Source organism: Leptospira kemamanensis, from assembly GCF_004769665.1.
In the GTDB taxonomy this organism is placed as follows: domain Bacteria; phylum Spirochaetota; class Leptospiria; order Leptospirales; family Leptospiraceae; genus Leptospira_A; species Leptospira_A kemamanensis.
Map to the genome: position 1 here is coordinate 115,741 of NZ_RQGG01000029.1, position 21,903 is coordinate 137,643.

Genomic DNA, 21,903 nt, shown 5'->3' on the forward strand with positions numbered 1-21,903 from the left:
TTACCGAATCACCGATTCCTTTACTAATTTTAAAAAATCATTTTTGATAAATGCCTTTTCCCGATCATCTCCAAAGCGAACGATGATAAGATCCAAACTAGGAATCACATACATCATTTGTCCCCAATGCCCAAGAGCAGCGAACGTATCCTTCGGAGCATCTGGCCATGGTTCATGGATTCCTCTGTCTGGAACACCTGTGTTTGCATACCAATGGGCTGTATAATTATCCTGAGATAGATCATCTGAATAAGGAGTGGTTTTGTATCCAGGTGCTGGGGTTCTTGTGAAATTCACCCATCCTTCCGGTAACATCCGTTCTCCGTTCCAAACACCATCGTTTAAGTATAGATATCCAATTTTTGCTAAGTCTCTTGCGGTCAGATACAAATAAGAGGATCCAACGTAAGTACCAGATCCATCTCTCTCAAAGGTAACATTCGAAATCCCTAATGGTTTAAAGATTTTTTCAAACGGAAGTTTGTCGTATTCTTCTTTGCCGTATACTTTTTTTAGAATTGCAGAAAGGATATTGGTATCACAACTCGAGTAATACACTTGGGTTCCTGGTTCTGCTCGTAAGGGAAGATTGGCACAAAAATTTCCCATATCTGCTCTCCCTCTTGTATACAACATGGCGATGACAGAAGACTTTAATGGTCCACTTTCATACCCTTCCTCTGCCGCAAGTCCCGAAGACATATTTAACAAATGACGGATGGTGATTTTTTTATGGGATTCGTCGCGGCTCAGTGGTTCGTAGTGATAATACCCTGGGTCATCTAATTTGATGAGTCCTTCTTTGACCGCAATCCCATACATGGTTTGTAATACACTTTTTGTCACCGACCAAGTGAGGTGTACTTTTTCTTCATTAAAATTACGAGCGTAATTTTCATAAATGAGTTTTCCATTTCGAAGGATCAAAAGGCCATCTGTCCTTCTTCCTTTGCGGTCTGTTTCATCACCCGTACGAGTGAATGCATATTCTTCCACTAATTTGAGTTTTGCGGAGGAGACACCCACAGATTCAGGAGTCACAACTTTCCAATTTGGAATTGGCCATTCTGGTTTTAATCGTTTTGGCAGTGGTACAACATTTACTTCTCCACCAAAGGGAGAGAGATCCTTTCCACATTGGATTGTAAAAAGAACAAAGATGAATATTGATATATGTTTCATAGAATTCCCAAGGATGATTCGAAAGAGAATTCTAATCAGAGAAAATGACTTTGCAAAGGAAAAAAGGAAAAGCTTATACTTTTTCTGCGTATCCCTTTAGTTTTTGTACCATAGAAAAGAGACCATTTCGCCGTGATATGGATAAAAACTTTGCAAGGCCCACTTCTTCTATAAAACCAAGGGAGGCATTTGCTATATCTTCTGGACTTTGTCCCGAAAACACGCGTATAAGAATGGCAATGAGTCCTTTGGTAAGAGCAGTGTCACTATCTGCATCAAACTCTAATTTTCCTTCAGTGAGTTTCGGTGCGACCCAAACACGGGACTGGCAACCTGGTACCAAATATTCTTCTGTTCGTTTTTCATTGGGAAAGGGTGGTAACTCTTCACCTAACTCGATTAAATACTGAAATTTTTCTTCCCAGTCAGTGAGTTCGGAAAACTCAGCGATGATTTCTTTTTGGATTTCTTCAATGTTTTGTTTCATCTTTAGAATTTCCTTTTGGGATTTCAGCGAACTTGTCTTTTTTTCTCATATAAAACTGATTGAAGTTAGACTGGGATAGGTTTTTGATTTCGACTCGGTTGATTGTAGAAACTGTTAACTCATATAAATCTTCATTTTTATAAAAAAAATAATCCATCCGCAATTTTTCATCTAAGGAATACTCGACATCATTCCAAATTAATTTTTTTGCCTCAAAGTCTACATACAAACATTCAGGTGGTTTTACCAATACATAACAAAACTCACCTGGTTTTGGAACTCCTTTGTAAAAAAGGCCACAACCAAAATTAAAACAAAAACCTAGTCCGATCGAAAGGATAACAAGGAATCTACGAAGGGATTTGGATCTAGGTCCAGAAAAAAATTCTTTGAAATTTGAATTCTTTAATGTAACTGCAAAAGTTCTCATTCTTTTTTATCCAAAGACAAATCCAATTTTGTTTTGAGACCTGGTTTTTCTTTGATGAACTTTGCTATCAAAAGGGGGATCTCTGAATTCTTTTTACCAGTGGAAAGATAAAATTCTTCTAAGAGATCAATTCCTTTTTGAGATAAGTTTTGCAAATGAAAGATGGTTGCTTCGGTGATGATGGATGTTTCTGTGATGGTATCAGGATTTGTAGTTTTGGCTTGTCTGAGAAGTGACAAAGCACCCACATAATCTTTTTTATAATACTTTCCGAGACCTCGTAAAAAGTTTTCTTCTCTCGGTGTAAATTGAATTCCCAATTTGTAATTTGGATCTTTAGTGATGGTAATGAGTTTATCTAAACCTGTTGCATCACCAGCTAACATTGTATTGAAGGTTAATAACCAAATATAAACGGATTGTAATTCCACGGAAAGTTTTGACCTGTCAATGTTTCCGTATTCTTGGATCAATACTTGAGGGCGTTTGACACTGCGATGGGTTTCTCCCAAAAACAATAATACTAAATTGTTTTCCCAATCCGTAAAAGGGGAGGAGGCATAAGACTCAGCAGTCCTTGCATTCCAAAAAATGGAATCCAAAGTGGATTCGGCTAAAACAGAGCTACCTATGAATTCTCGGAAGGGGGAACCTAAATGTAAAATCAAACTGTCATGGTCAAATTGAATTCCCAAACGGCTTAAATTCCAAAACAAACTGCGCCCTATCAAATGATAGGCAATCGGATCGGTTGGGTCTTTTTCCGAATAGGTGATGGCGATGGCTTGGAAATCTTCGATTTCCTTTTCTTTGAGGTTTCCCGATTTCCAAAGTTCAATGGTTTTTTCTTTGGTCTTTTCTGCTCGTACGCTTTGGTCTTTCGCAAAAAGAAAATAAATTTCTTTTCTATAGGTAAACCCTAAAGCGGAGAGGCCAAGCGCTAAAACCAATAAAAATAGCGGTGCCTTTGATTTCTTCTTTCTATGCGGTTCGTACCGAGAGTAAATCGCCATCGTTTGATCCCATTTTTTTTTGCCCTCCCCACTTGACACGGCTTTTTCTTTGTGATTTAGTGAGAAGGGTATGGAAGATGACTTTTTAGATGATGACGAATTCGACGCAGAGAGCCTAAACGAAGACGTTGTAACATATGCTTGTGAAGACTGTGACCATCGTTGGGAAGCGGAAGGTGAGGATGAATACCTCGATTCATGGGAATTGATCTGCCCGATGTGTGGATCAGCCAATATTACCGAACTATAATTTGACTTTATCCCAATCTCTTTTTTGTTTTTTGTGCGTTCCAACCTTACTTTGGAGCGAAACTTCTGGATTTTCGACTTTATACACAGAATTTAAAAAAGGGAATTATTCTCTCGTTTCTAAACAATCGCTCCAATACCTAAATGGACGAGAACCTGAAAAAGATCCTCGGATTTTTTTTCTGTATGTTTCCACCGAGGAAAACTGGTCCCAACTTAAGTCTAAAGTGGGAAAGGAAGTTTCACCTAACTTTCGTTCCACTCCGCATTATTGGAATGCCATTTATTTGTTTATGGAACGAGCTCTTGTGTTTGGAGAATCGGATATACTCGTAGAATGGGGAAAAGAATTTCAAAAATCAGGAAAACAAAGTCCCAAATACAATGATGCTTTGTTATTATACGGTTTTGGTCTTATGGATTTAAAAAACGATTCGGAAGCAAAAAAGATTTTTTCAGAAATTGAATCCAATTCTCCCTCCAAACACATTGTATCCCAGTTGGAAGAACTGAAATCGGTTGGAAAATAAATGAAAGGTTTAAGAGTATCACAAGGGAAATGGAAAGGAAAAGAAATTCCAAGTCCACCAGATGTTTCTGGCCATTTAAACTTTACCAACAGTTTGGTGAAAAAAGCAATATTTTCTCTGATGGACTCGCGATTACTTTCTTGGGGCCTTGGTTTTGAATCCGTTTTGTTTTGTGATTATTTTGCTGGCAGTGGGCAGATTTCCGCTGAGGCGTACAGTTTGTCCGTTAAACGTCTTCTTACGTATGAACTCGACCAAACCAGATTTCGAAATTTACATACTTTGTTTCGTGGAATACCCAACGTACAATTGTTTCGAAAAGATGCCACGAAACATGCATTAAAGTGGGAGTTGGGTGACGAATCAGCTTTTATTTTTTATTTGGATCCACCTTACACGTATTGGTCGGAAACTCCGGCTCGTATGAAGTTGATGTTGGAAGATTTGTATCAATTTTGCCTTTCTACAGGAAAACCTTTTTTAATCCTCTGTCAAATTCCAGAACACCAAAGTATCAACAATATATGGGTCAATGTTCCTCATAAAGTCAGAGAGTATGGAAGTCATTTCATCATCGAAACAGGTTATGAAACAAACGAAACTTTGGAAAACTAAGACCTTTGCGTTTCAAGGTTTGTTGTTAGCTGAGTTTTGTTTTTCTAAGCTCGGAATTTTTTTTGTTTCGATTTTAGGTTTCTGTCTTTTTCCCTCTGCACTTCTTTCTCTTCCCACTTATAACGAAGTCAAATCCCAATACCAACCTTCTGACATCCGTTTTTATGATAGAAAAGGAGAACTATTCCAAAGACTTCGTGTGCGTAAAGATTACCGTTCCGAAGATTGGGTGGAGTATTCTGAATTTCCAAAGTTTTTGGTGGAGACTATTCTTCATGCCGAAGACAAACGATTTTTTGAACACCAGGGAATTGATGGCAATGCGATCATTGCATCTCTTTGGACGGGTTTCAAAGGTTCCAACCTACGGGGAGCATCCACCATCTCCATGCAACTTGCGACCATTTTAGATCCTGAGTTACAACCCAATCGAAACAAACGAAAGTCTTTATTTCAAAAGATCAAACAAATCAATCGTGCGAAGGAATTGGAATCGATTTGGACCAAAGAGGAAATCTTCACTGCCTATCTCAATTTGATTTATTTTCGAGGGGAACTGAAAGGGATCTCAGCCGCGACGAGTGGACTGTTTCGTAAGTCCGTAAGTGCCATCACTCCGAATGAATCTTATTTACTAGCTGCACTCATTCGTTCGCCTCAGAGTTCCATTGATACCATCACAAAACGAGTTTGTGCCCTCAAATGGGAACGTGACGGAAACCAAACTGATTGTAGAGAGATTTCTCAATTCGTAAGAGAATCTTTATTTCGTAACATCGATTATGTGCAGTTTCCCTCTCTTGTTCCTCTGTATGCAAAAGCCTTATACGAACTCGGTGTTTCAAACACACAAAGAATCGATAAAATCGAAACGTCTCTTTCCTTGTTTTATCAAAAAAAAGTGGAAGAGATTTTACGAAGGAATATCAAAACCTTAGAAAATCGAAACGTAAAAGATGGTGCAGTTCTAGTTTTAGAAAATAAAACGGGAAACATTTTGGTTTATGCTTCCAATATTGGAAAAGAAAGTTCTGTTTCCCAATTGGACTTAATTCGCACCAAACGACAAGTAGGTTCCACATTAAAACCTTTTGTTTACGCATTAAACTTTCAAAAGAAAAAACTCACACCAAATTCTATCCTTTCGGATTCCCCCATTGGAATTCCCGTTTACCAAGGGATTTACCGACCACTGAATTATGATAAATCCTACAAAGGAAATGTGACAGTAAAAGAAAGTTTGGCATCTTCTTTGAATATCCCGGCGATCCGTGCCTTGTCATTTTTAGATGTAAATGAATTTGTATCTGTATTGGAATCCTTAGGGATCCATGGTTTACAATATCCAGAATACTATGGTCCATCCTTGGCACTCGGTGCTGCAGATATTAGTTTATTAGAACTTACCAATGCCTATCGAGTGTTTGCCAATGCGGGAGTTTACTCACCCGTGTTGTGGGAATCCAAGGATCATTTTACAGAACCCAAACAAATCTTTTCACCGCAAGTGAGTTATGAAATCTCTTCTATCCTTTCTGATAGAGAAGCAAGGTCTCTTGGATTTGGATGGGATAATTTTTTATCCACTTCTTATTACACGGCCGTGAAAACAGGTACAAGCCAAGATATGAGAGATAATTGGTGTATTGGTTATTCGGAACATTATACTGTTGGAGTTTGGGTCGGAAACCCCACAGGTGCTCCTATGTTAGATGTATCGGGTATCACCGGTGCTGCACCCGTTTGGCGAGAGACAATGGATGTCTTACATGAATCCCTGAGTTCTCAATTACATCCACTTCCTGAAGAAATGGGGAGTGAGGAAAACAATTTAAATGGGAAAGAAACTTCGTCTAATCTGAAGAGTCTAGAGAAAACAAAATCTTATCGAATCCTGACACCAGTGAGTGGGAGTATTTTTGCCTTGGATCCTGATATACCAAGTGGCCGACAAAAAATCCTCTTTACAATTAGTTCTTATGATGTTTCGTATTCGTATCATTTAAACGATGTGTTTCTTGCGAAAGCAGGAGAACCTTATCTCTGGGAACCTAAAAAAGGAGAGTATCGTTTGGAAATCAAAGACAAAGAAAAGAAAGTGGTTTCTTTGTCTTTTTTTGAAGTTCGGTAAATACCATGTCAAAACCAACGAAGTACAAACACAAATTCATCCAACAAGTAGTCTGGGGAGAAATGGATGCATTTGGACATGTCAATAATGTAACCTATGTTCGTTATTTTGAATCGGCAAGAGCTGATTATTTTACGAAAGAAGGACTTTGGGATTCTCCATTAAAACCAGTGAAAGCAGGCCCTGTGTTAACTCATTTGGATATGGACTATCGCAAACAAGTGGTTTTCCCCGCAACTCTCGAAATTACTTTAGAAGTAAGTTCCATTTCCTCTCGTGCATTTTCCGTGATCTGTTCTATGTGGAATGAAGAAGAGGAATGTGTTCTCACAGGCAATGCTTCTTTTGTTTGGTTTGATTTTACCTTACAAAAACCTTCTGCTTTACCCGATTATTTTAAAACTAAATTCGGAAGTACTCATTTGGTATGAAGTCACAAAGTACAGAAGATCCTTTCAAACTTGATGATGAAGTACTAAAAATCTCAAGAATCTGTCTTGTTGTTTTTTCTAGTTTTATTGGATTTGGAATCTTTGCGCCAGTGGATGAACTAGGATTGTATGATCCGAAGTGGATTCGAATTATACATGCATCTGTCACCATTAGTTTTTTTGTCGCTACTTACTTTGTCAAATGGATACGGATCAAAATCCAAGCCATCATGTTCGTATTCTTTTATACGATGAGTGCCCATTCCTTAATTTTACTCTATTGGAATTCATTGTACATCGGTTATCTGGTGGGCATGATATTGGTTTTGACTTGTATCGGAGTTAGTTTTGTGGACAGACGTTCTCTTGTTTCGTATTTGGGAACCGTTACTTCGGCAGGAATTCTGGTAGGGATATATACAAAAGAACACCAAGTAGATTTACCACTTTATTTATCTGCCATCATCACACCTGCTTTGGTTTCCTACCTAACACTCAATATACGGCTTAGCTCTGTTGAGAAACTAAGGATTTCTGAATCCCAACTCAAAAAATTCCAAGATCGTATGTTAAATGAGTTGGAACTCGCCAATGAAACCCAATCCAATTTAGTGACAACGGATTGGCCGAAAAAAAAGGGAATCAAAATCCATTCCTTTTTTCGATCCTTTGACCAAGTAGGGGGAGATGCCATCAGTTATTTGGAACGGGAAGATGGACAGATGGCACTCTTTTTTGCAGATGTTTCTGGTCATGGAATTGCTTCGGCAATGGTTTCTGCGATGGCGGTGTTGGCTTTCAAAATCCATGGAAACAAAAACGCACCCTCAGAATGTTTAAAAGCAATCCATGATGATCTGCAATCACTTGTTCCGAACAATCATATCAGTGCTTGTGTTCTATTTTTTGATTCCGAATCAAAACAGATGCACTATTCCATAGCGGGTCATCCTCCCATCATCCACATCACGAAAGAAAATGGACCAAATTTTTTAGAAGGGCTTGGAACTCTCATCGTTTCCTTTTTGAAACCGAATTTAAAAAATTATGAGATCACTCTTTCCTCTGGTGATCGAATATTATTGTATTCCGATGGAATTTTGGAAGTATTTGATGAATCCGGTGAGATGTACGGGGATGAACATTTGTTTTCAGCAATCAAAAATCATTCTGACAAAAAAGGTGATACATTTTTAACTGCTATTTATGAAGACTCTATGTCATATTCTGCCAAGCGGATTTCTGATGATATGAGTATGTTATTATTGGAAATACAATGAACCTTATTTTAACACCGTTTCTCTGGTTCAAACGAGAGTTTATTCCATTTCGAACTCTTGACAGGTATCTATTTTTTGATTTTTTCAAAACCTTTTTAGGCACACTCATCATGTTAACATCGATGATTGTGATTTATAAATTCACCGATGTGATGAAGTATTTGGTTTCCTCAAAGGTAAATCAATCTCATGTCTATTTACATGTATTGTATTCCTTACCTTCGATGGTGGATCAAGTTGTTGCTCCCGCCCTTATGTTTTCTGTTTGTTTTGTCATTGGACAATTCAGTGTGAACAAAGAGCTTGTAGCCATGATGGTGGCAGGAGTTTCGTTTATCCGAATCATCACACCAATTTTGTTTTTTGGAATCGTGATTTGGCTTGTGATGACTCTCTTTGGACAAATCGTTGTGATCCCTGCCAACAAAAAAGCTCAAAGCGAATATAGCATTATGGTAAAAGGTTCCAATCGACTGATTGATTTTGTCTACCAATTGCATATCAAAGGTAAAAAAGGTTTTTATTATGTATATTGGATCGATGAAAAAGAAAACACAATCAAAGGTGGATTCAATTATATTGAAATGACAAGTGAAGGTACTCCCACCTATACAGTCACATCTCAAAAAGCAAAATACATTTCCAATCCACATAGTTGGGTTTTGTATGATGCAGAAGAAGTGAGATTCAATGAAAATCTAGAACTTGTTTCCAGAATCAAATATGCAGAAAAAACATATGATTTCCCGGAAGACTTGGCTTATTTTTCCAAACCGATTCGTAACCCCGAGGAAATGAATTTTTTTGAACTTTCCGATGAAATCGAATCTCGGATTACCAAAGGAATTCCATTTCGCAATGTCATTGTCCAACAACATATGGCCTTTGCTATGCCACTCATGTCCTTTGTCGTTGTTACACTCGGTGCACTTGCGGGTGCAATCACCAAACGATCTGCAGGTGTTGCAAGTCTTGGATTAACCATTGCCGTAGTATTATTGTATTATATTTTAAACTCTACTGCAAAGACACTTGCGGAAAATGGAGCATTGCCGATCTGGCTTGGGATGTGGATGACACCAGTCATCTTCACTTATGCGGCATACTTTTTATACCGAAGAATGAATATCTAACGAAAGAGAGGTTCTCTCGTTTTTTGGAACGTAGGTTTTGATTGGGAAGAGACGGTTGTTTTTTCTGGAATCTGAGTTTCAAACGATGTTACCTTTTACCTGTTTGCCAAGAAAAGATAACATCACTTAGAGCAGAGTTTGGATTTGGATCTCTAGCGAGAAATTTAAGTTAAAAACACTCGTTTGTATAAATCCGTTTGTAAAATTCCCTTTGGATCATACTTCTTTTTTAAGGTATAAAACTTTTTCAGGTTTTCTTTAGGAAAGTAGGATTCCATTACTCGTTTGCGGAGTGTAGAGTCCTTTGCGAAATAAAATCTACCTTTGTGTTTCAAAACGATTTCATCTAATTCATAACACAGAGACCATAATTTTTCACGATTTCCTTTTGTAACAGGGAAATCCATCGCCATAGAAAATCCATCCACGGCATGAGTGAGAAGGAAAGGATCTGGTTTGTGTTTTTTGAATACAGAGAGATAGTTTACAATCCCACGTTCTTGGCATTTTGTGAATATTTCACGGAACGCTTGTTTGGCGTTTTCCTTGGGAATGAACACTTGGTATTGGATCATTGAACCTGGTTTGTATACAAATTTCCAATTAGGTACGTAATCCAATAAAAATGCATACTCGGCGTGGCCTTGGTAATACGCTTTGTGGTTTACTAAAATGCTTGCGATACATTTTGCCAAATTGATCATTCGCATTCCAAAATTGAAACTGAATGGACGCATGAGGATCCACATCCATTTTTTTGGAATCACGTAAAACAAACGAGTAGGAAGGTGTTGTCTTTCTAACAAACAATTACCTGGAAAATCAGGATCTTCCCCTTCTTTTAAGTTGGTTGCTTTATGAATTTGGCCACGACCAAGAGATTTACCGGAAGCAAAGGCATCAATCCATCCTACTAGATAATCAGCGGATTGGTAATGTTCTTCAAAATAAGTAAACAACTCATCAAAGTTACGAACATACACTGGATCAATTTTCATTTTTCCAGAATAAATTGGTTTCATTTTGATTTGAACTGTCAAAAAACAACCTAACATCCCAAAGCCGGAGATTGCAGAGTAAAAAAGGTCAGAATTTTTTTTAGGAGAACAAACTAAGATATCACCTTTTGCTGTTAAAAAAGTAAATTCTTTGATGTGTTCACCGATGGTTCCCACTTTAAAATTATTTTTTCCATGAATGTTCATGGAGAGTGCGCCACCGAGAGTAGGCATCATCGTTCCCGAAACAACTGGGGGCCAAAAGCCATTTTCAATTCCTGTTTCCCAAAGGTCTTTGATCCTTGCTCCGGACTGAACTGTCATCACACCTGTTTTTAAATTAAAATCTAAAACCTTATTGAATCGAGTTAAATCCAAAACGATTCCATCATTATTGGTGGATGCATCTCCATAACTACAACCACCACCACGTAACGCGATTTTGGTGCCAGTTTGGTTTGCCCAAACAAATAGTTCTTTGATTTCTTCTTCTGTTTCTGGACGAAATACAGGAGACATGGAAAAAGAACTCATTCCCCATGCTTCTACTTTTTCTTTTTTGGGGATTTTGATATCGGGAACGGATTTTGTTTTTTTTGTAACCATATTATATACTCAATTTCTTAAAAATAAAATTGGGAATGTTTCTTATGATGAGTGCCACAAGTGCCCAAATTCCAGGAACAAACGCTTCGTCTTTTCCACTGGCAACGATGGCACGAATTTTTTCTGCAGCTTCTTCTGCCGAAATCGCTTTTAATAATCCTTTTTCTGGTAAGGTTAAACCCTTTGTCATATCTGTTTTGACAAATCCTGGTTTAATCGTTGTTACTCGGACATTGACTTCCGATAATCGGTTGCGAAGTGCTTCCAAGTAGGTATTGAGGCCAGCTTTGGAAGCGTTATAAACGGGATTCCCTTTTCTTCCTCTTTCCCCTGCGATGGAAGAGATTCCAACAATCTTACCTGATTTTTGTTTGGTAAAATAAGTAGCGACGGGGTTTAAAAATGCGACGGCACCTAAAAGATTGACGTTTAACATTTCTAAATCTTTTTCCGTGTTGTATTCTTCTTTGGAAATCTCAGGCATCACACCGGAGGCAAAATACACTTCGTCTAGTCCTCCTAGAAGGGAGACTGCTTTTTGGAAGGTTTTTTCTGCAGATACAAATTTTGTTACATCAAAGACCAAAGGAAAGGCTCGTTTCTCCTTGGACTTGTTGCCTAGTTTGGCAATGGCTTCTAGAGACTTTTCCCGTCTCGCTAAAAGGACCACCGAGGACCCAGCGTTCAATTCTTGTTCAGCAATGGCTTTTCCGATCCCACTCGAGGCACCGACGATGATTATTTTTTTCCCCATGTTTACGTTTTTTTGGTTTAATCGAATCTGGCAAGTGGTTTCAATAGGGTTGTGCCCGTAAATGAGAGAATCCTGATCGACGGGATGAACCTAATGTATAAATTCCCTGACCTGGCGTTTTGTCTGGGGGAATATCGCCTCCAAGAGGCAAGGTTTGGACTACTTGTACACTTGAAACGGCATTTCCCAGACCTTCGTAACCGCAAGGTTCTCGTCTTTTTTGACGGAAAGAAGGAGTTACTTTCCGATTGTTATTCGGAAGAATGGGAGGGATTTTCGATTCATTATAGCCACGAAAAAAAAGCAGACGAACTGATCATTGGATATTTGAATTTTTGTGAAGTACCTTCACAATGTTTGGTGGTGACTTCAGATAAAGAGATTTTGAGTTTTGCAAGAAGGCTCCGAGCCAAACGAAAATCTTCGGAAGAATTTTATGCGGAATGGGTGAAACGGGAAACAGAAGTGGATGAAACTGAGTTTAATCACCTGAAAGAAGGATTGACACCAAGTTCTGAAAGCGATTACTGGGAGAGACAATTCCTACCTTGATATGTTGTTCAATTCAATACCATTTTTAATCTTTTTTTCCGTTGTTTACCTTCTGTATTGGGCCATCCCAAAAGAATTTCGTAAATACTTTTTACTGATTTCTGGTATCAGTTTTTACGCTTACTTTTCTTTAGCATTAACCGTTCATTTTCTCATTGTCATCAGTATCAATTACCTACTTTACCGCAAGATACAATCCCAACCAACCAAGTTTTGGATTGGACTGACAGTTTCTCTTAACTTAATCAACTTAGGTTTTTTTAAGTATGTTTACTTTTTTAGTCGAGTGTTAGCTGACGTAACGAGTTATCCATTTTTCCAACAAGTACCAAATTTCATTCACATTGCACTTCCTCTTGCCATTAGTTTTTATACCTTCCAAGTCATTGCTGCTGCTGTGGATACCTATCGGAATCCAAAAGAAAAAACAGTTAAGGTAGAGGACTATTTTCTCTTTGTTGCATTTTTCCCCGTGCTGATTGCGGGTCCTATCATGCGAATGTCTGATTTTTTCCCAAACTTGGACAAACTCACACCAAACAAAGAAAAGATGTATCGTGCCTCTTATCTTATGATGTCTGGTCTCGTGAAAAAAGTGTTAGTTGCTGATCCAATGTCGCTCACGATCTCTCCTGTTTTTAATTCGCCAGCAGAATATGATTCTTTTTCTTTATTCATTGCAGGGATTTGTTATTCAATTCAAGTCTTCAGCGATTTTTCGGGACTAACTGATATGGCAAGATCTGTTGCTTTGTATTTAGGTTTCGAAACTCCTGAAAATTTCAAGGCTCCTTTTTTCTCCACCTCTGGGCGCGAATTATGGAAACGTTGGCACATTACTCTTTCCTTTTGGTTGCGTGATTACATCTATTTTCCGTTAGGTGGGTCAAAAAAAGGAGAACTTAGGACTTATCTCAATTTGATCATCATCATGACCTTAGGTGGATTTTGGCATGGAGCTGATTATACCTTTATCTGTTGGGGATTTTATTGGGGTGTGATCCTTGCTTCCGAACGATTTTTGGAAGGCAAATTGGGTCTCCCATTAACTCCTGAAAAAAACAAATTCCTAATCGTTTTAAAAGCAATGATTGTATTTGTTTTGTTTTCGATTTCAGGTCTTATGTTTCGTTCCAATAACGCATCCAATATGGTGGACCATTTTTACGGAATCTTCACTCATTTTTCATTCAGTTTAGAAAATATGATTCTGGGAAGCCAAAACGAATGGTTGGTGTCTGCAACATCGCTTTTCGGGGAAGGTTCTTCTTTTCGTTACTTACATATTGAAAACCTAGAACGAATTTTTTATACCTCGTTTGCCGTTTTGTTTTTTCATCATATCCAATACGTGCCAGAATTTTGGGAAAGGATTCGCAAACACGATGTTTGGTTAGCCCCAGTCCTTGGTGTGATTACCATCTTTTTACTCGCCACATTATCACAAGATGGTGGTGAGTTTATCTATTATCGGTTTTAGGAGGAAGATGTGGATTTATTTCGAAATCGTTTTTTATTAGTCCCGTTCCTAGTTGTATTTTTAGCGTTTTGTCTGGATAAACTACTGATCTTAGAAAATGTTCATACATACTTTTCTAAATCCTTATCTGATATCAATTACATACAAAAATATGAATTGTATGAAGATCTAAAAGAGTATTTGGCACAAAAAAATCGGGACAAAGTCCTAGTTTATTTTGGAAATTCTAGAGCACTTCTTTTTGATAATGATTATATCCATAAAAAATACCCGGGATGGGTGATGTTTAATTTTTCCGTCCCAGGTGGAAAACCTGATTATGTATTACAATGGATGGAACAATTCGAAAGAGACAATGTAAAACCTGATTTCTTTTTGTTTGACCATTCCGTAGAAATGTTTAATGCCAGTGCCACTTTAAAAGTGGATGAAACTCTCACGAATGGACTGAATGTTTCTTTTGTATTAAAACATTTTTCTTTATTTTCGATTGATGATATATCTACTTTGATCGCAAAACGTATGTTTCGTGCTTATCAATATCGACCAAAGTTGGAAGTAATCCTAACACGAGCCAAAAACAAAGAAAATATGTTAATTCCGTATCGTATGTTACGGAACAATTTAATGGCGAATTTAAAAAAAGGGAAGGGTTCTGCTATGACTCCAGGAACCCATGAAGCAGTGTTACCTCTCGAACTGTTAAAAAAGTCTGCCTATGGTGACTTTCATTCTTATCTAGTGCCATTTCGATTTTCGGAAAATATATTAACGTTTACAAACAAGTCACTGGAACTCGCAAAAGAACTAGGTGTGCCTTCCGCAGTCATTTGGGTCAGGTTATCTCTACCTTATATGGATCATATTCGAAAGATGAAGGTATCTGTTGGAGAAAACAAAGAAGGAACTGTTTATGAGGATTGGTATCCGCGTATGGAGAAATACCATGTGCAAAACGGGATTCCCTTCTGGAATATGAATGATGATCCAGAGTATTCCTGCAACGAGTTTAGCGATGCAGGTCATATGTCACCATCATGTTACGATGAGTATACGGATTATATCTTTAAAAAATTAAATCAATCTTTGGTGATGGGTGCTCGGTAAAATTCAGTTCGATTTTGCACATCATTTGGTGAAAGTTTATCTGGTTCTGTTGGGTTTGGTTTGATTGGATTCTGAGGTTGTGGTTTCGTATTGTTTTCTTTATCAATCGAATAACCATAATAGTATCCATGAACAATTTCTACGACAGCGACTGGTGTATCTGAATTCATATTTTGGATTTCGATTGTAATCTCGTCAGGAGGTGCCAACAGTTCAAACACCCATTGTGTTTCTGCTTCGATTTTCTCTTTGCGAAGGATGGTTGGATTTTCATTTTGTCCGTTTCCTGCATAAACCGTTAAGACCCATTCTTTTAATTTTCCGTCAGTTGCAATCCCGATGCCAATGGATTGTGGAGATGCCTCACTTGCTTTTAAATCAAAGCGAATGGCTCCCCCTTTTGCAACCGCACCATAAAGACGTTTTTTAGAAAGAGAAGGGTAAAGCGCTAAATCTTGGATTCGAGTGGTGACTTCCTTTACATTTTGATTGAGAACAGATGGTTCGGAAAACAACACCTGATTCGATACAATCAGAAGACCAAGAAAAAGGGAAAACGGATGTTTCATTCTCTATATTGGACTAAAAAAAGGGATTCCTTACAAGCAAAAGAAATGAAAATTATCTCGTACAAACTCGAAATTTTGGCAATTCGACACCCAAGGATTGTCGTTCCTCTGGATCTAAATTGCTTCTATTTTTCCATTGTAATTCCATTCGTTCCAATGCAGGTTTAAAAATCGGATTACAATGATTGGAAAAATATCGATATGCACTGATGCGATTGGTTTCATTTTCGCTCACCAATTTATAAAACTCAAAGACAGACTGGTTGTCTTCACTCGAGAAGTTTAATATAACATAAGTTTTGTGGCACTCACCTAAAGTGAAAGCAGGTATTTTTGTATTTTTACAATTTACCGCAACATCCGTTTCTAGAAAGACCATCATCTCATCATATGTAAAATCTCGAAATGGCTTTCCCTTGGGTAAAGATACTTTAGGTTTGGATTGGTTTGCCGTCGGGATTGGTTTTGCAGAACTAGTTGTTGTTTCAGTGGATTTGGAAGTTAAATTTTGTTTTCCCTCTAAGTTTGCGGTTTGAGTTTCCGTACCAGATTTCACTCTTTCATTTTTTTTGATCTCTTCCAAGTTTTCCTTTGTTGTGAGTTTGTTATCGATGGGTGAAGATTTTGGTTCTTCTACTTGTACAAAGTTTTTCACTACTTTTGGTTTTTGGTAAGGATTGGTGACTGTTAAATCATAAGGACCAGTTTTTGCTTCGGTTGTATCTACCTTTAGATCAATGCGTTCCGATGTTTTGACTTCTTTACTGACGATGGGTAATTTATCCCCTTTTTTGGAGAGGTCAACACTTGTGGCTTCTAAAAAATGTTCCCCTTCAATCGTAAGTTCTTTGATTGTTTTTTCTGATTTAGATTCTTGTTTAGAAAGAATCACCGGTGTTTCTGTTTCTTTGGCAACCTTTGGTGGTTCGGAAATGATGATCTCGAGTTCTTTCCATGTGGACCACACCACAGGTTTTTTAAATAAATTGAGAGGTGCTGTCCTTACCATGTACATACCAGAAGGTAATTCTTCGATTGATTGATAAGGTGTTTCTATTTTTTTATCTAAAATGATTTTTCCAAGTTTATCTTTGATTTGGATTTGGTAACCACTGGCATCACTGATCGGTTTCCAAGCAATGAGTTTTGTCCCTTCCTCAGCTAACAAGGTGGATACGACAAAAAGTCCGAATATATAAAAAACAAATTTGGAAAGATAAGAATGTTTCATTTTTTCTCTTTATACAATCGTTTGGGGGAAATAAATTCGATGTCTGAAGGTCTGAGTGACTTCAGTTGGTCAAGGGCTAAAATAAACGTACCTTTTCTGGAAAGAAGTAAATTTGAATTTTTATAAGCACTGAGATCCCATGAAAAACTTCCTTCATCCAAAATACTGAGATCTTTTAAATGGTAATTAGAATCTTTTGTACTCACTTTATAAATCGCAATTTTTTTATCAGGTAAGTGTTGGTACAATACAATATCATAACGATCCGCTACCACACCAGTTAATTTCCATTGGAAATCCAAACTGGTTTTTCCTTTCATTTGGATGATCGCTCCGTTAGGTGACATGGTTTCTAATTTTGGTTCTTGGATGGTTTGGGGTTTCGATTCTTCTACGATCGTGGCCACTTCGATTTTTTTCTTTTTGTCAACAACGGTAAAACTTAAAATAGGAGAGGGTTCTGTTTCTTTTCCATCCTTTGTTTTTCCAATGATCTTCGCATAAAAATTTCCAGATCCTAAATCATTCCAATTGGGAACAAGGAAATTAGAAGTTGTCTCTGCATTCACGATCGAATTGGAAAACTTTGAATCCTTGGCAATCCTTACAGTATAAGAATAAATCTCCGCATTCCCCTCCCAAATCAAAATGGCTTGGTTTTGTTTGATCTCTTCTGTGCTGATTTCAGCCTCAGGCATTGGCCTTTGCCATTTGGGGGCTGGTACTTGATTTTGTTTTTTAATCACAAAGGAATAAAGTTTTGTTTCTCTGTCTTTGGTATCCGGAAAAGAAGATTTCGCAATCACCTTCCAATAATAAGTTCCCTCTTTCAAATCATCCAAAGAGATTTGGTTTGCAGAAGTTTCAATCCGTTTGATTGGATTTTGAAATTGATTGGTATTGGATACTAACAGTTGGTATGTGTTGGCTGTGGTTAACTTACTCCAAGTAATCGTTACAAGGGGATAGGTTTGCACAAAGGGTATCACGGCACCTGGGTTCGGTGATTCCGCAAGAAAAGGTTCTAGTTTTGAGACAAATAATTTATTTGTTTCACTTGTTTCGACACCATTTTTGTTTTTTACTTTCACTCGCCAGTAAAAGGTTCCTTCTTTTAGGCTAATTGATGTTTGGTTCCCGTTTACTGGTTCTGAATAAAATGTCATTTGGAAATTGGGAGACCTAGATATCTCCAAGATAGGTGACTCGTATCCTGATTCTATTTTCCAACTAAAGTTTACAAGGGCTTCGGTAGGATCGGTATAAAAAAGTTTTTGAGAAGCAGGTGAGAGTAGAATTATGGGGATTTTTTTGATTTCGATGCCAGAGGTTTTAAATTCCGCTTTTTTTCCTTGGTCTACCGAAACTGTTTTTCCGTTTTGTTTGACTGTGGTTTGGCCTTTTTCGACAAACAAACTCAATTCTTGGTCTTTTGCTTTTTCAATTTTGACATTTCCTGAATCAACATTGATTTCACTTCCGGAAGATGTAATTTTGATTTGGTTGGCATTCGCATCATTTTTTTTGACTTGGAGAGATCCTTCCGAAAATTCTAAATTCGGTTCATCACCCGTTAAATCCAAGTTAAACATGGAATTTTCATCGATGTTGATCTCTGTTCCATCTTTCAATCGGATGATGGCATCGGAAAAGGCTTCCGAACGAATTGTATCTTTGTTGATGAGTGGACTATTGTTTTCTAGTTTTTCCCAAATCACTTCATCTTCAAATTTTCTTTGTACGATATTGTTTTTAAAAAAAATGGTGCCCACCACTTCTCTATCACCAATATCAATTTTTCGATTTAAATCTAAATAAAATAGAACACTAAAAAAGATCGCAATGCTCGTAAGGCCAACAAGAACAAATAAATCACGTTTATCTAAATTCATTTTTTTGCCTTTTTCGTTGTGGTTTCGATTCCAACAATCGATTGTAATTCGGATAGAGTTTTAGGACAATTTGGATCCGATTTTCTTCCTAAAACTGCATAGACTTTTTGAGCTTTCGATTTCCCTTTAAATTCAATTTCTCCCATACTCAGAAAGTTAAATTCGGATTTGATTTCTTGGTAGGTTGTTTCGGTGACCAAAATATCAGTATGTGTTTCTTTGTTGAGGGACTCCACTCGAGATGCCAAGTTCACCGAATCACCAATCACTGTGTATTCCATTTTATCAGAGCTTCCAATTTGACCTGCAATCACATAACCAGTGTTAATTCCACATCCGATTTTGATCAGAGGTTTTTTAACAGTGCCTCGATTTTGATTGAATTCAATTAGTTTTTCACGCATACGAAGTGCGGCATCCACGGAAGCTTTTGCATGATGTTTGTGATCACGAAGAGCACCCCAAGTGGCCATGATGGCGTCTCCAATGAATTTATCCACCGTCCCACCAGTTTCTTGGACACATTTCACCATTTCTGACATATAGGAATTTAAAAATTCTACCACTTCTTCTGGTTGTAATTTTTCAGAGATTGCTGTGAAACTTCGGATATCAGAGAAAAATATTGTACAATATTTTCTTTGTCCACCAATGGCAAGTTTTCCTTTTGCAGCAAGTTCAGCAATGTCTTGGTTGACAAAGCGACCAAAGGAATCTTTCAGTTTTTCTCTTTCTTCTAAACCTCGTCCCATACTAACGAAGGATTTTGTCAATGTTCCAATTTCGTCATGCGTGGTAGCGTGTAAATTGATGTGATAGTTTCCCTTTCGGATTTCTTCGGAAGCATCCACCAATTTGAGGATGGGTGTGGAAAGAGATTTTGCAAAAAGATAAACTACAATAAAGGAAAGTGATAAAAATACGATTAACAAATAACCATTTCGTTTTTGAATATTATTGACTTCTTCAAAAATTTTAGCTTCTCGAACTTGTGAAATAACACCAACACCACCAATTCCAAGTTTTTTAAAGGAAGCTAAATAAAACTCACCATCTTTGTTTTGATAACGAAATTGCCCATTGTCTACCGTAGATTTTTTCATACGATCAACGATAGGTAAATCATTCAAATTGTTTCCAGACAAAACAACTTTTGCATCTGGATGTGCGAGCACACTCCCATCTTCACTTACTAAAAATGTTTCGACCGGGCCTGAAGTTTGAAAGGCATCAAGTAAACTATCCAGTTTGACTAAGGTTACCAGAATGGTATGAGTGTCTTTGGTTTCAGATAAAGGAAAACTGATACAAAGGATTGGATTTCTGAAAAAAGGACTAATATTCCATATAACGGTTGTTCCGCTAAATGATTTTTTTAGTTTCGGTTGGATATTTTTGATTATATTTTTAACTTCTGATTTTTGGTAATCATATTTCTGTAAAAACTGATCGTTGATCGTTTCAAATTTTGGATTAAAACTAGAGTCATAAGCTCCAATAAAAACAAAATTTTGATCTTCTTCAAATAATTCATTTGCGATCCCATTTGCTGATTGTGTGCTTCTCAAAATGGCAGAAGCAGTGATATGGACATCTTGTTTGATGGAGTGTAAGTCTGATTTTACTTTTAGAGATAAGATATCATTGATTTTGATATTATTTTCTTTGACTCGAACTTCACTATCCTTACGAAAAAAATAAGATGCAAGGAAAATCACACCCGAAACAGAAACCAAAAGTACGACAGAAGTGATTAACAGTAGTTTGTATCGAATGGGGAATTGAAATTCCCCTGATACGTTTTGATTTTTACTAAGAATGTTTCGTAATTTGAATAATATCGTTTTCATATGGTTCGTACTTTAACCAATCCCAGTGAAATCGATAGGAAAAAAAAGTAAAATTGAACTAAGAAACTATTTTTTTCCTAAGGGCAGGCCAAATCAACGTTATATGTCTGTCTGAATGGATATTCTGGAATTGTAAAAGCGGTTTCCCTTACAACTGTGTCAGGATATCCGTCTCTTTTTGACACGTCCCCTAAACAAACTACTTTGTATGTACCTGGATTTAGGTATTTGATTTTTGCATTTTGTTTCGCTGGTGTCGCAGCAAGTGGCAATTCGTTGATAAATTGAGTTTCTTCAAATCGGAAGATGCCGTAATAATGTAATAAAGAATTGGTTCCACCAGAGATCGTAAGGCTTGATGCTGTTTCTGGATAGATCACACGAGCTCTAGAGATGATGTTTCCACCGGCATCTCCTTCCCCTTTGTGATCAAAGAAAATATCACTCACACCTACATAAGTTACTGTTGTCGAACGGCTGGAAGTATAAGAGTGTAACATTAAATTTTCTTTTAAGTTGATACGTACTTCCAAGATATAAGGATCAAATCCTTCTCGGATTCTCATATCAGATTGTAACGCTTGTTCGAAGGTTTGGGAAAACAAACTAGGAAACATTTTAGGAACAATGGCACTTTTTTCAGAAGTGGTTGTACCTGGTGCATAATTATTCCTTGGGACAATATTTAAACCAAAGATATTTGGTCGATTGTCAAAACGAATCGCCAAGGGAGCTCCAGCATCCAAAGCAAAACCTGTCACGAGGGAACGAAAGTAGATACCAGAATAATAATATTCCCTTCCTAGCCATGCTTTTCCTGCCGCCGCTGCTTCTTCCCAACTGAGAGTTTCTGCTGATGGATCATTGGAAGGAAATTGTGCACCAATTCCATTGAAAAAGTCATACGCTTTTAGAATCCCATCACTTTCAATACAGGTATTGTTATCTAAGGAATAAGTTCTTGTACAAAACACTTGTCTATTGGGTGCAATGAAGTCCCAAAACTTATTGGAATCAATGGTATCACGGATTTGTGTCAGGTCATTAAAACCCTTTTCAAATTTACTCGATATCCTGACTTCTCCAATATCCAAAAAGATGGGAAGATCAGCTGCCTTGGGAAGGTTGGTAAGCGTCATGATGGGATCAAGGCCATCCCCTTGAGCATCAATGTACAAATCACCTGTTCCATTGTTTAACTCAGACCAATCCAGTGGGTTGTCAGTGGCGTAAGTTCCCTTTAAGAGTAACAACATACGGTTGTTAAAGAGAGTGGAGATCACGGGAAACTTGGTTTCTTTCCCCAAATCAACATCTGTTTTGCAATTGGGGAATAAAAAGAAACAGGAGAGTAAAAGGAAAAAATAATAGGACTGCAAACGG

The 21,903-nt window shown here is 37.5% G+C and carries 21 protein-coding genes; 10 read left to right on the top strand and 11 right to left on the bottom strand.

Features of this window, described 5'->3' with window-relative positions:
* The 4 genes from EHQ59_RS10030 to EHQ59_RS10045 form a co-directional block, all read right to left on the bottom strand.
* On the bottom strand, nucleotides 1-1,182 hold the full coding sequence (locus EHQ59_RS10030) for a serine hydrolase domain-containing protein (RefSeq protein ID WP_135619519.1): 1,182 nt from the start codon (nucleotides 1,180-1,182) through the stop codon (nucleotides 1-3).
* Nucleotides 1,183-1,255: 73 nt separating this feature from the next.
* Nucleotides 1,256-1,669 (bottom strand): SufE family protein, encoded by a 414-nt coding sequence (locus EHQ59_RS10035; protein WP_135619520.1) that lies wholly within the window; start codon nucleotides 1,667-1,669, stop codon nucleotides 1,256-1,258.
* Entirely contained in the window at nucleotides 1,653-2,099 is a 447-nt protein-coding gene (locus tag EHQ59_RS10040) for a hypothetical protein (RefSeq protein WP_244245478.1), read from the bottom strand. Before EHQ59_RS10040 ends, EHQ59_RS10035 begins: the two co-directional genes overlap by 17 nt.
* Nucleotides 2,096-3,112, bottom strand: a complete 1,017-nt coding sequence (locus EHQ59_RS10045; RefSeq protein WP_244245479.1) for a hypothetical protein — start codon at nucleotides 3,110-3,112, stop codon at nucleotides 2,096-2,098. The genes EHQ59_RS10040 and EHQ59_RS10045 overlap by 4 nt, the downstream gene beginning before the upstream one ends.
* A 70-nt stretch (nucleotides 3,113-3,182) precedes the next feature.
* Between EHQ59_RS10045 and EHQ59_RS10050 the strand changes: the two genes are divergently transcribed.
* The 7 genes from EHQ59_RS10050 to EHQ59_RS10080 are packed head-to-tail and all read left to right on the top strand — an operon-like array spanning nucleotide 3,183 to nucleotide 9,481.
* Entirely contained in the window at nucleotides 3,183-3,362 is a 180-nt protein-coding gene (locus EHQ59_RS10050; protein WP_100715752.1) for a hypothetical protein, read from the top strand.
* Complete coding sequence (locus EHQ59_RS10055) at nucleotides 3,334-3,891, top strand: hypothetical protein (RefSeq protein WP_244245480.1); 558 nt, start codon at nucleotides 3,334-3,336, stop codon at nucleotides 3,889-3,891. The genes EHQ59_RS10050 and EHQ59_RS10055 overlap by 29 nt, the downstream gene beginning before the upstream one ends.
* Nucleotides 3,892-4,506 (top strand): RsmD family RNA methyltransferase, encoded by a 615-nt coding sequence (locus tag EHQ59_RS10060; protein ID WP_135619523.1) that lies wholly within the window; start codon nucleotides 3,892-3,894, stop codon nucleotides 4,504-4,506.
* Entirely contained in the window at nucleotides 4,478-6,637 is a 2,160-nt protein-coding gene (gene pbpC, locus EHQ59_RS10065; RefSeq protein WP_135619524.1) for a penicillin-binding protein 1C, read from the top strand. Before EHQ59_RS10060 ends, pbpC begins: the two co-directional genes overlap by 29 nt.
* Nucleotides 6,638-6,642: 5 nt before the next feature.
* On the top strand, nucleotides 6,643-7,068 hold the full coding sequence (locus EHQ59_RS10070; protein ID WP_135619525.1) for an acyl-CoA thioesterase: 426 nt from the start codon (nucleotides 6,643-6,645) through the stop codon (nucleotides 7,066-7,068).
* The gene (locus EHQ59_RS10075; RefSeq protein WP_135619526.1) at nucleotides 7,065-8,348 is read left to right on the top strand and encodes a PP2C family protein-serine/threonine phosphatase; all 1,284 of its coding nucleotides are present in this window, start codon (nucleotides 7,065-7,067) and stop codon (nucleotides 8,346-8,348) included. Before EHQ59_RS10070 ends, EHQ59_RS10075 begins: the two co-directional genes overlap by 4 nt.
* The gene (locus tag EHQ59_RS10080) at nucleotides 8,345-9,481 is read left to right on the top strand and encodes an LptF/LptG family permease (RefSeq protein WP_135619527.1); all 1,137 of its coding nucleotides are present in this window, start codon (nucleotides 8,345-8,347) and stop codon (nucleotides 9,479-9,481) included. Before EHQ59_RS10075 ends, EHQ59_RS10080 begins: the two co-directional genes overlap by 4 nt.
* 164 nt (nucleotides 9,482-9,645) lie before the next feature.
* On the opposite strand, the gene EHQ59_RS10085 is transcribed toward EHQ59_RS10080, so the two are convergent.
* Both EHQ59_RS10085 and EHQ59_RS10090 read right to left on the bottom strand, forming a co-directional pair.
* Nucleotides 9,646-11,085 (bottom strand): FAD-binding oxidoreductase, encoded by a 1,440-nt coding sequence (locus tag EHQ59_RS10085; protein WP_135619528.1) that lies wholly within the window; start codon nucleotides 11,083-11,085, stop codon nucleotides 9,646-9,648.
* Nucleotide 11,086: 1 nt separating this feature from the next.
* Nucleotides 11,087-11,839 (bottom strand): SDR family NAD(P)-dependent oxidoreductase, encoded by a 753-nt coding sequence (locus EHQ59_RS10090; protein ID WP_135619529.1) that lies wholly within the window; start codon nucleotides 11,837-11,839, stop codon nucleotides 11,087-11,089.
* Nucleotides 11,840-11,890: 51 nt separating this feature from the next.
* Here EHQ59_RS10090 and EHQ59_RS10095 point away from each other — a divergent pair, with 51 nt between their 5' ends.
* The 3 genes from EHQ59_RS10095 to EHQ59_RS10105 are packed head-to-tail and all read left to right on the top strand — an operon-like array spanning nucleotide 11,891 to nucleotide 14,978.
* Entirely contained in the window at nucleotides 11,891-12,391 is a 501-nt protein-coding gene (locus EHQ59_RS10095; protein ID WP_279638179.1) for an NYN domain-containing protein, read from the top strand.
* A gap of 1 nt (nucleotide 12,392) precedes the next feature.
* A complete protein-coding gene (locus EHQ59_RS10100) occupies nucleotides 12,393-13,871 on the top strand; it encodes an MBOAT family O-acyltransferase (protein ID WP_135619531.1) in 1,479 nt (492 codons plus the stop codon).
* Nucleotides 13,872-13,880: 9 nt separating this feature from the next.
* On the top strand, nucleotides 13,881-14,978 hold the full coding sequence (locus EHQ59_RS10105) for a DUF1574 domain-containing protein (protein WP_135619532.1): 1,098 nt from the start codon (nucleotides 13,881-13,883) through the stop codon (nucleotides 14,976-14,978).
* Here EHQ59_RS10105 and EHQ59_RS10110 read toward each other — a convergent pair.
* The 5 genes from EHQ59_RS10110 to EHQ59_RS10130 form a co-directional block, all read right to left on the bottom strand.
* Nucleotides 14,951-15,547 carry a hypothetical protein gene (locus tag EHQ59_RS10110; protein ID WP_135619533.1) on the bottom strand — a complete coding sequence of 199 codons (597 nt, stop codon included), beginning with the start codon at nucleotides 15,545-15,547 and terminating at the stop codon, nucleotides 14,951-14,953. The two genes, EHQ59_RS10105 and EHQ59_RS10110, sit on opposite strands and share 28 nt — an antisense overlap.
* Nucleotides 15,548-15,599: 52 nt before the next feature.
* The gene (locus EHQ59_RS10115) at nucleotides 15,600-16,778 is read right to left on the bottom strand and encodes a hypothetical protein (protein ID WP_135619534.1); all 1,179 of its coding nucleotides are present in this window, start codon (nucleotides 16,776-16,778) and stop codon (nucleotides 15,600-15,602) included.
* The gene (locus EHQ59_RS10120; RefSeq protein ID WP_135619535.1) at nucleotides 16,775-18,670 is read right to left on the bottom strand and encodes a DUF4962 domain-containing protein; all 1,896 of its coding nucleotides are present in this window, start codon (nucleotides 18,668-18,670) and stop codon (nucleotides 16,775-16,777) included. The genes EHQ59_RS10115 and EHQ59_RS10120 overlap by 4 nt, the downstream gene beginning before the upstream one ends.
* Nucleotides 18,667-20,520, bottom strand: coding sequence for an adenylate/guanylate cyclase domain-containing protein (locus EHQ59_RS10125; protein WP_135619536.1), 1,854 nt, complete (start codon nucleotides 20,518-20,520; stop codon nucleotides 18,667-18,669). The genes EHQ59_RS10120 and EHQ59_RS10125 overlap by 4 nt, the downstream gene beginning before the upstream one ends.
* A 77-nt stretch (nucleotides 20,521-20,597) precedes the next feature.
* Nucleotides 20,598-21,899 (bottom strand): LIC11270 family surface protein, encoded by a 1,302-nt coding sequence (locus EHQ59_RS10130; protein ID WP_135619551.1) that lies wholly within the window; start codon nucleotides 21,897-21,899, stop codon nucleotides 20,598-20,600.
* Nucleotides 21,900-21,903 lie beyond the last annotated feature (4 nt).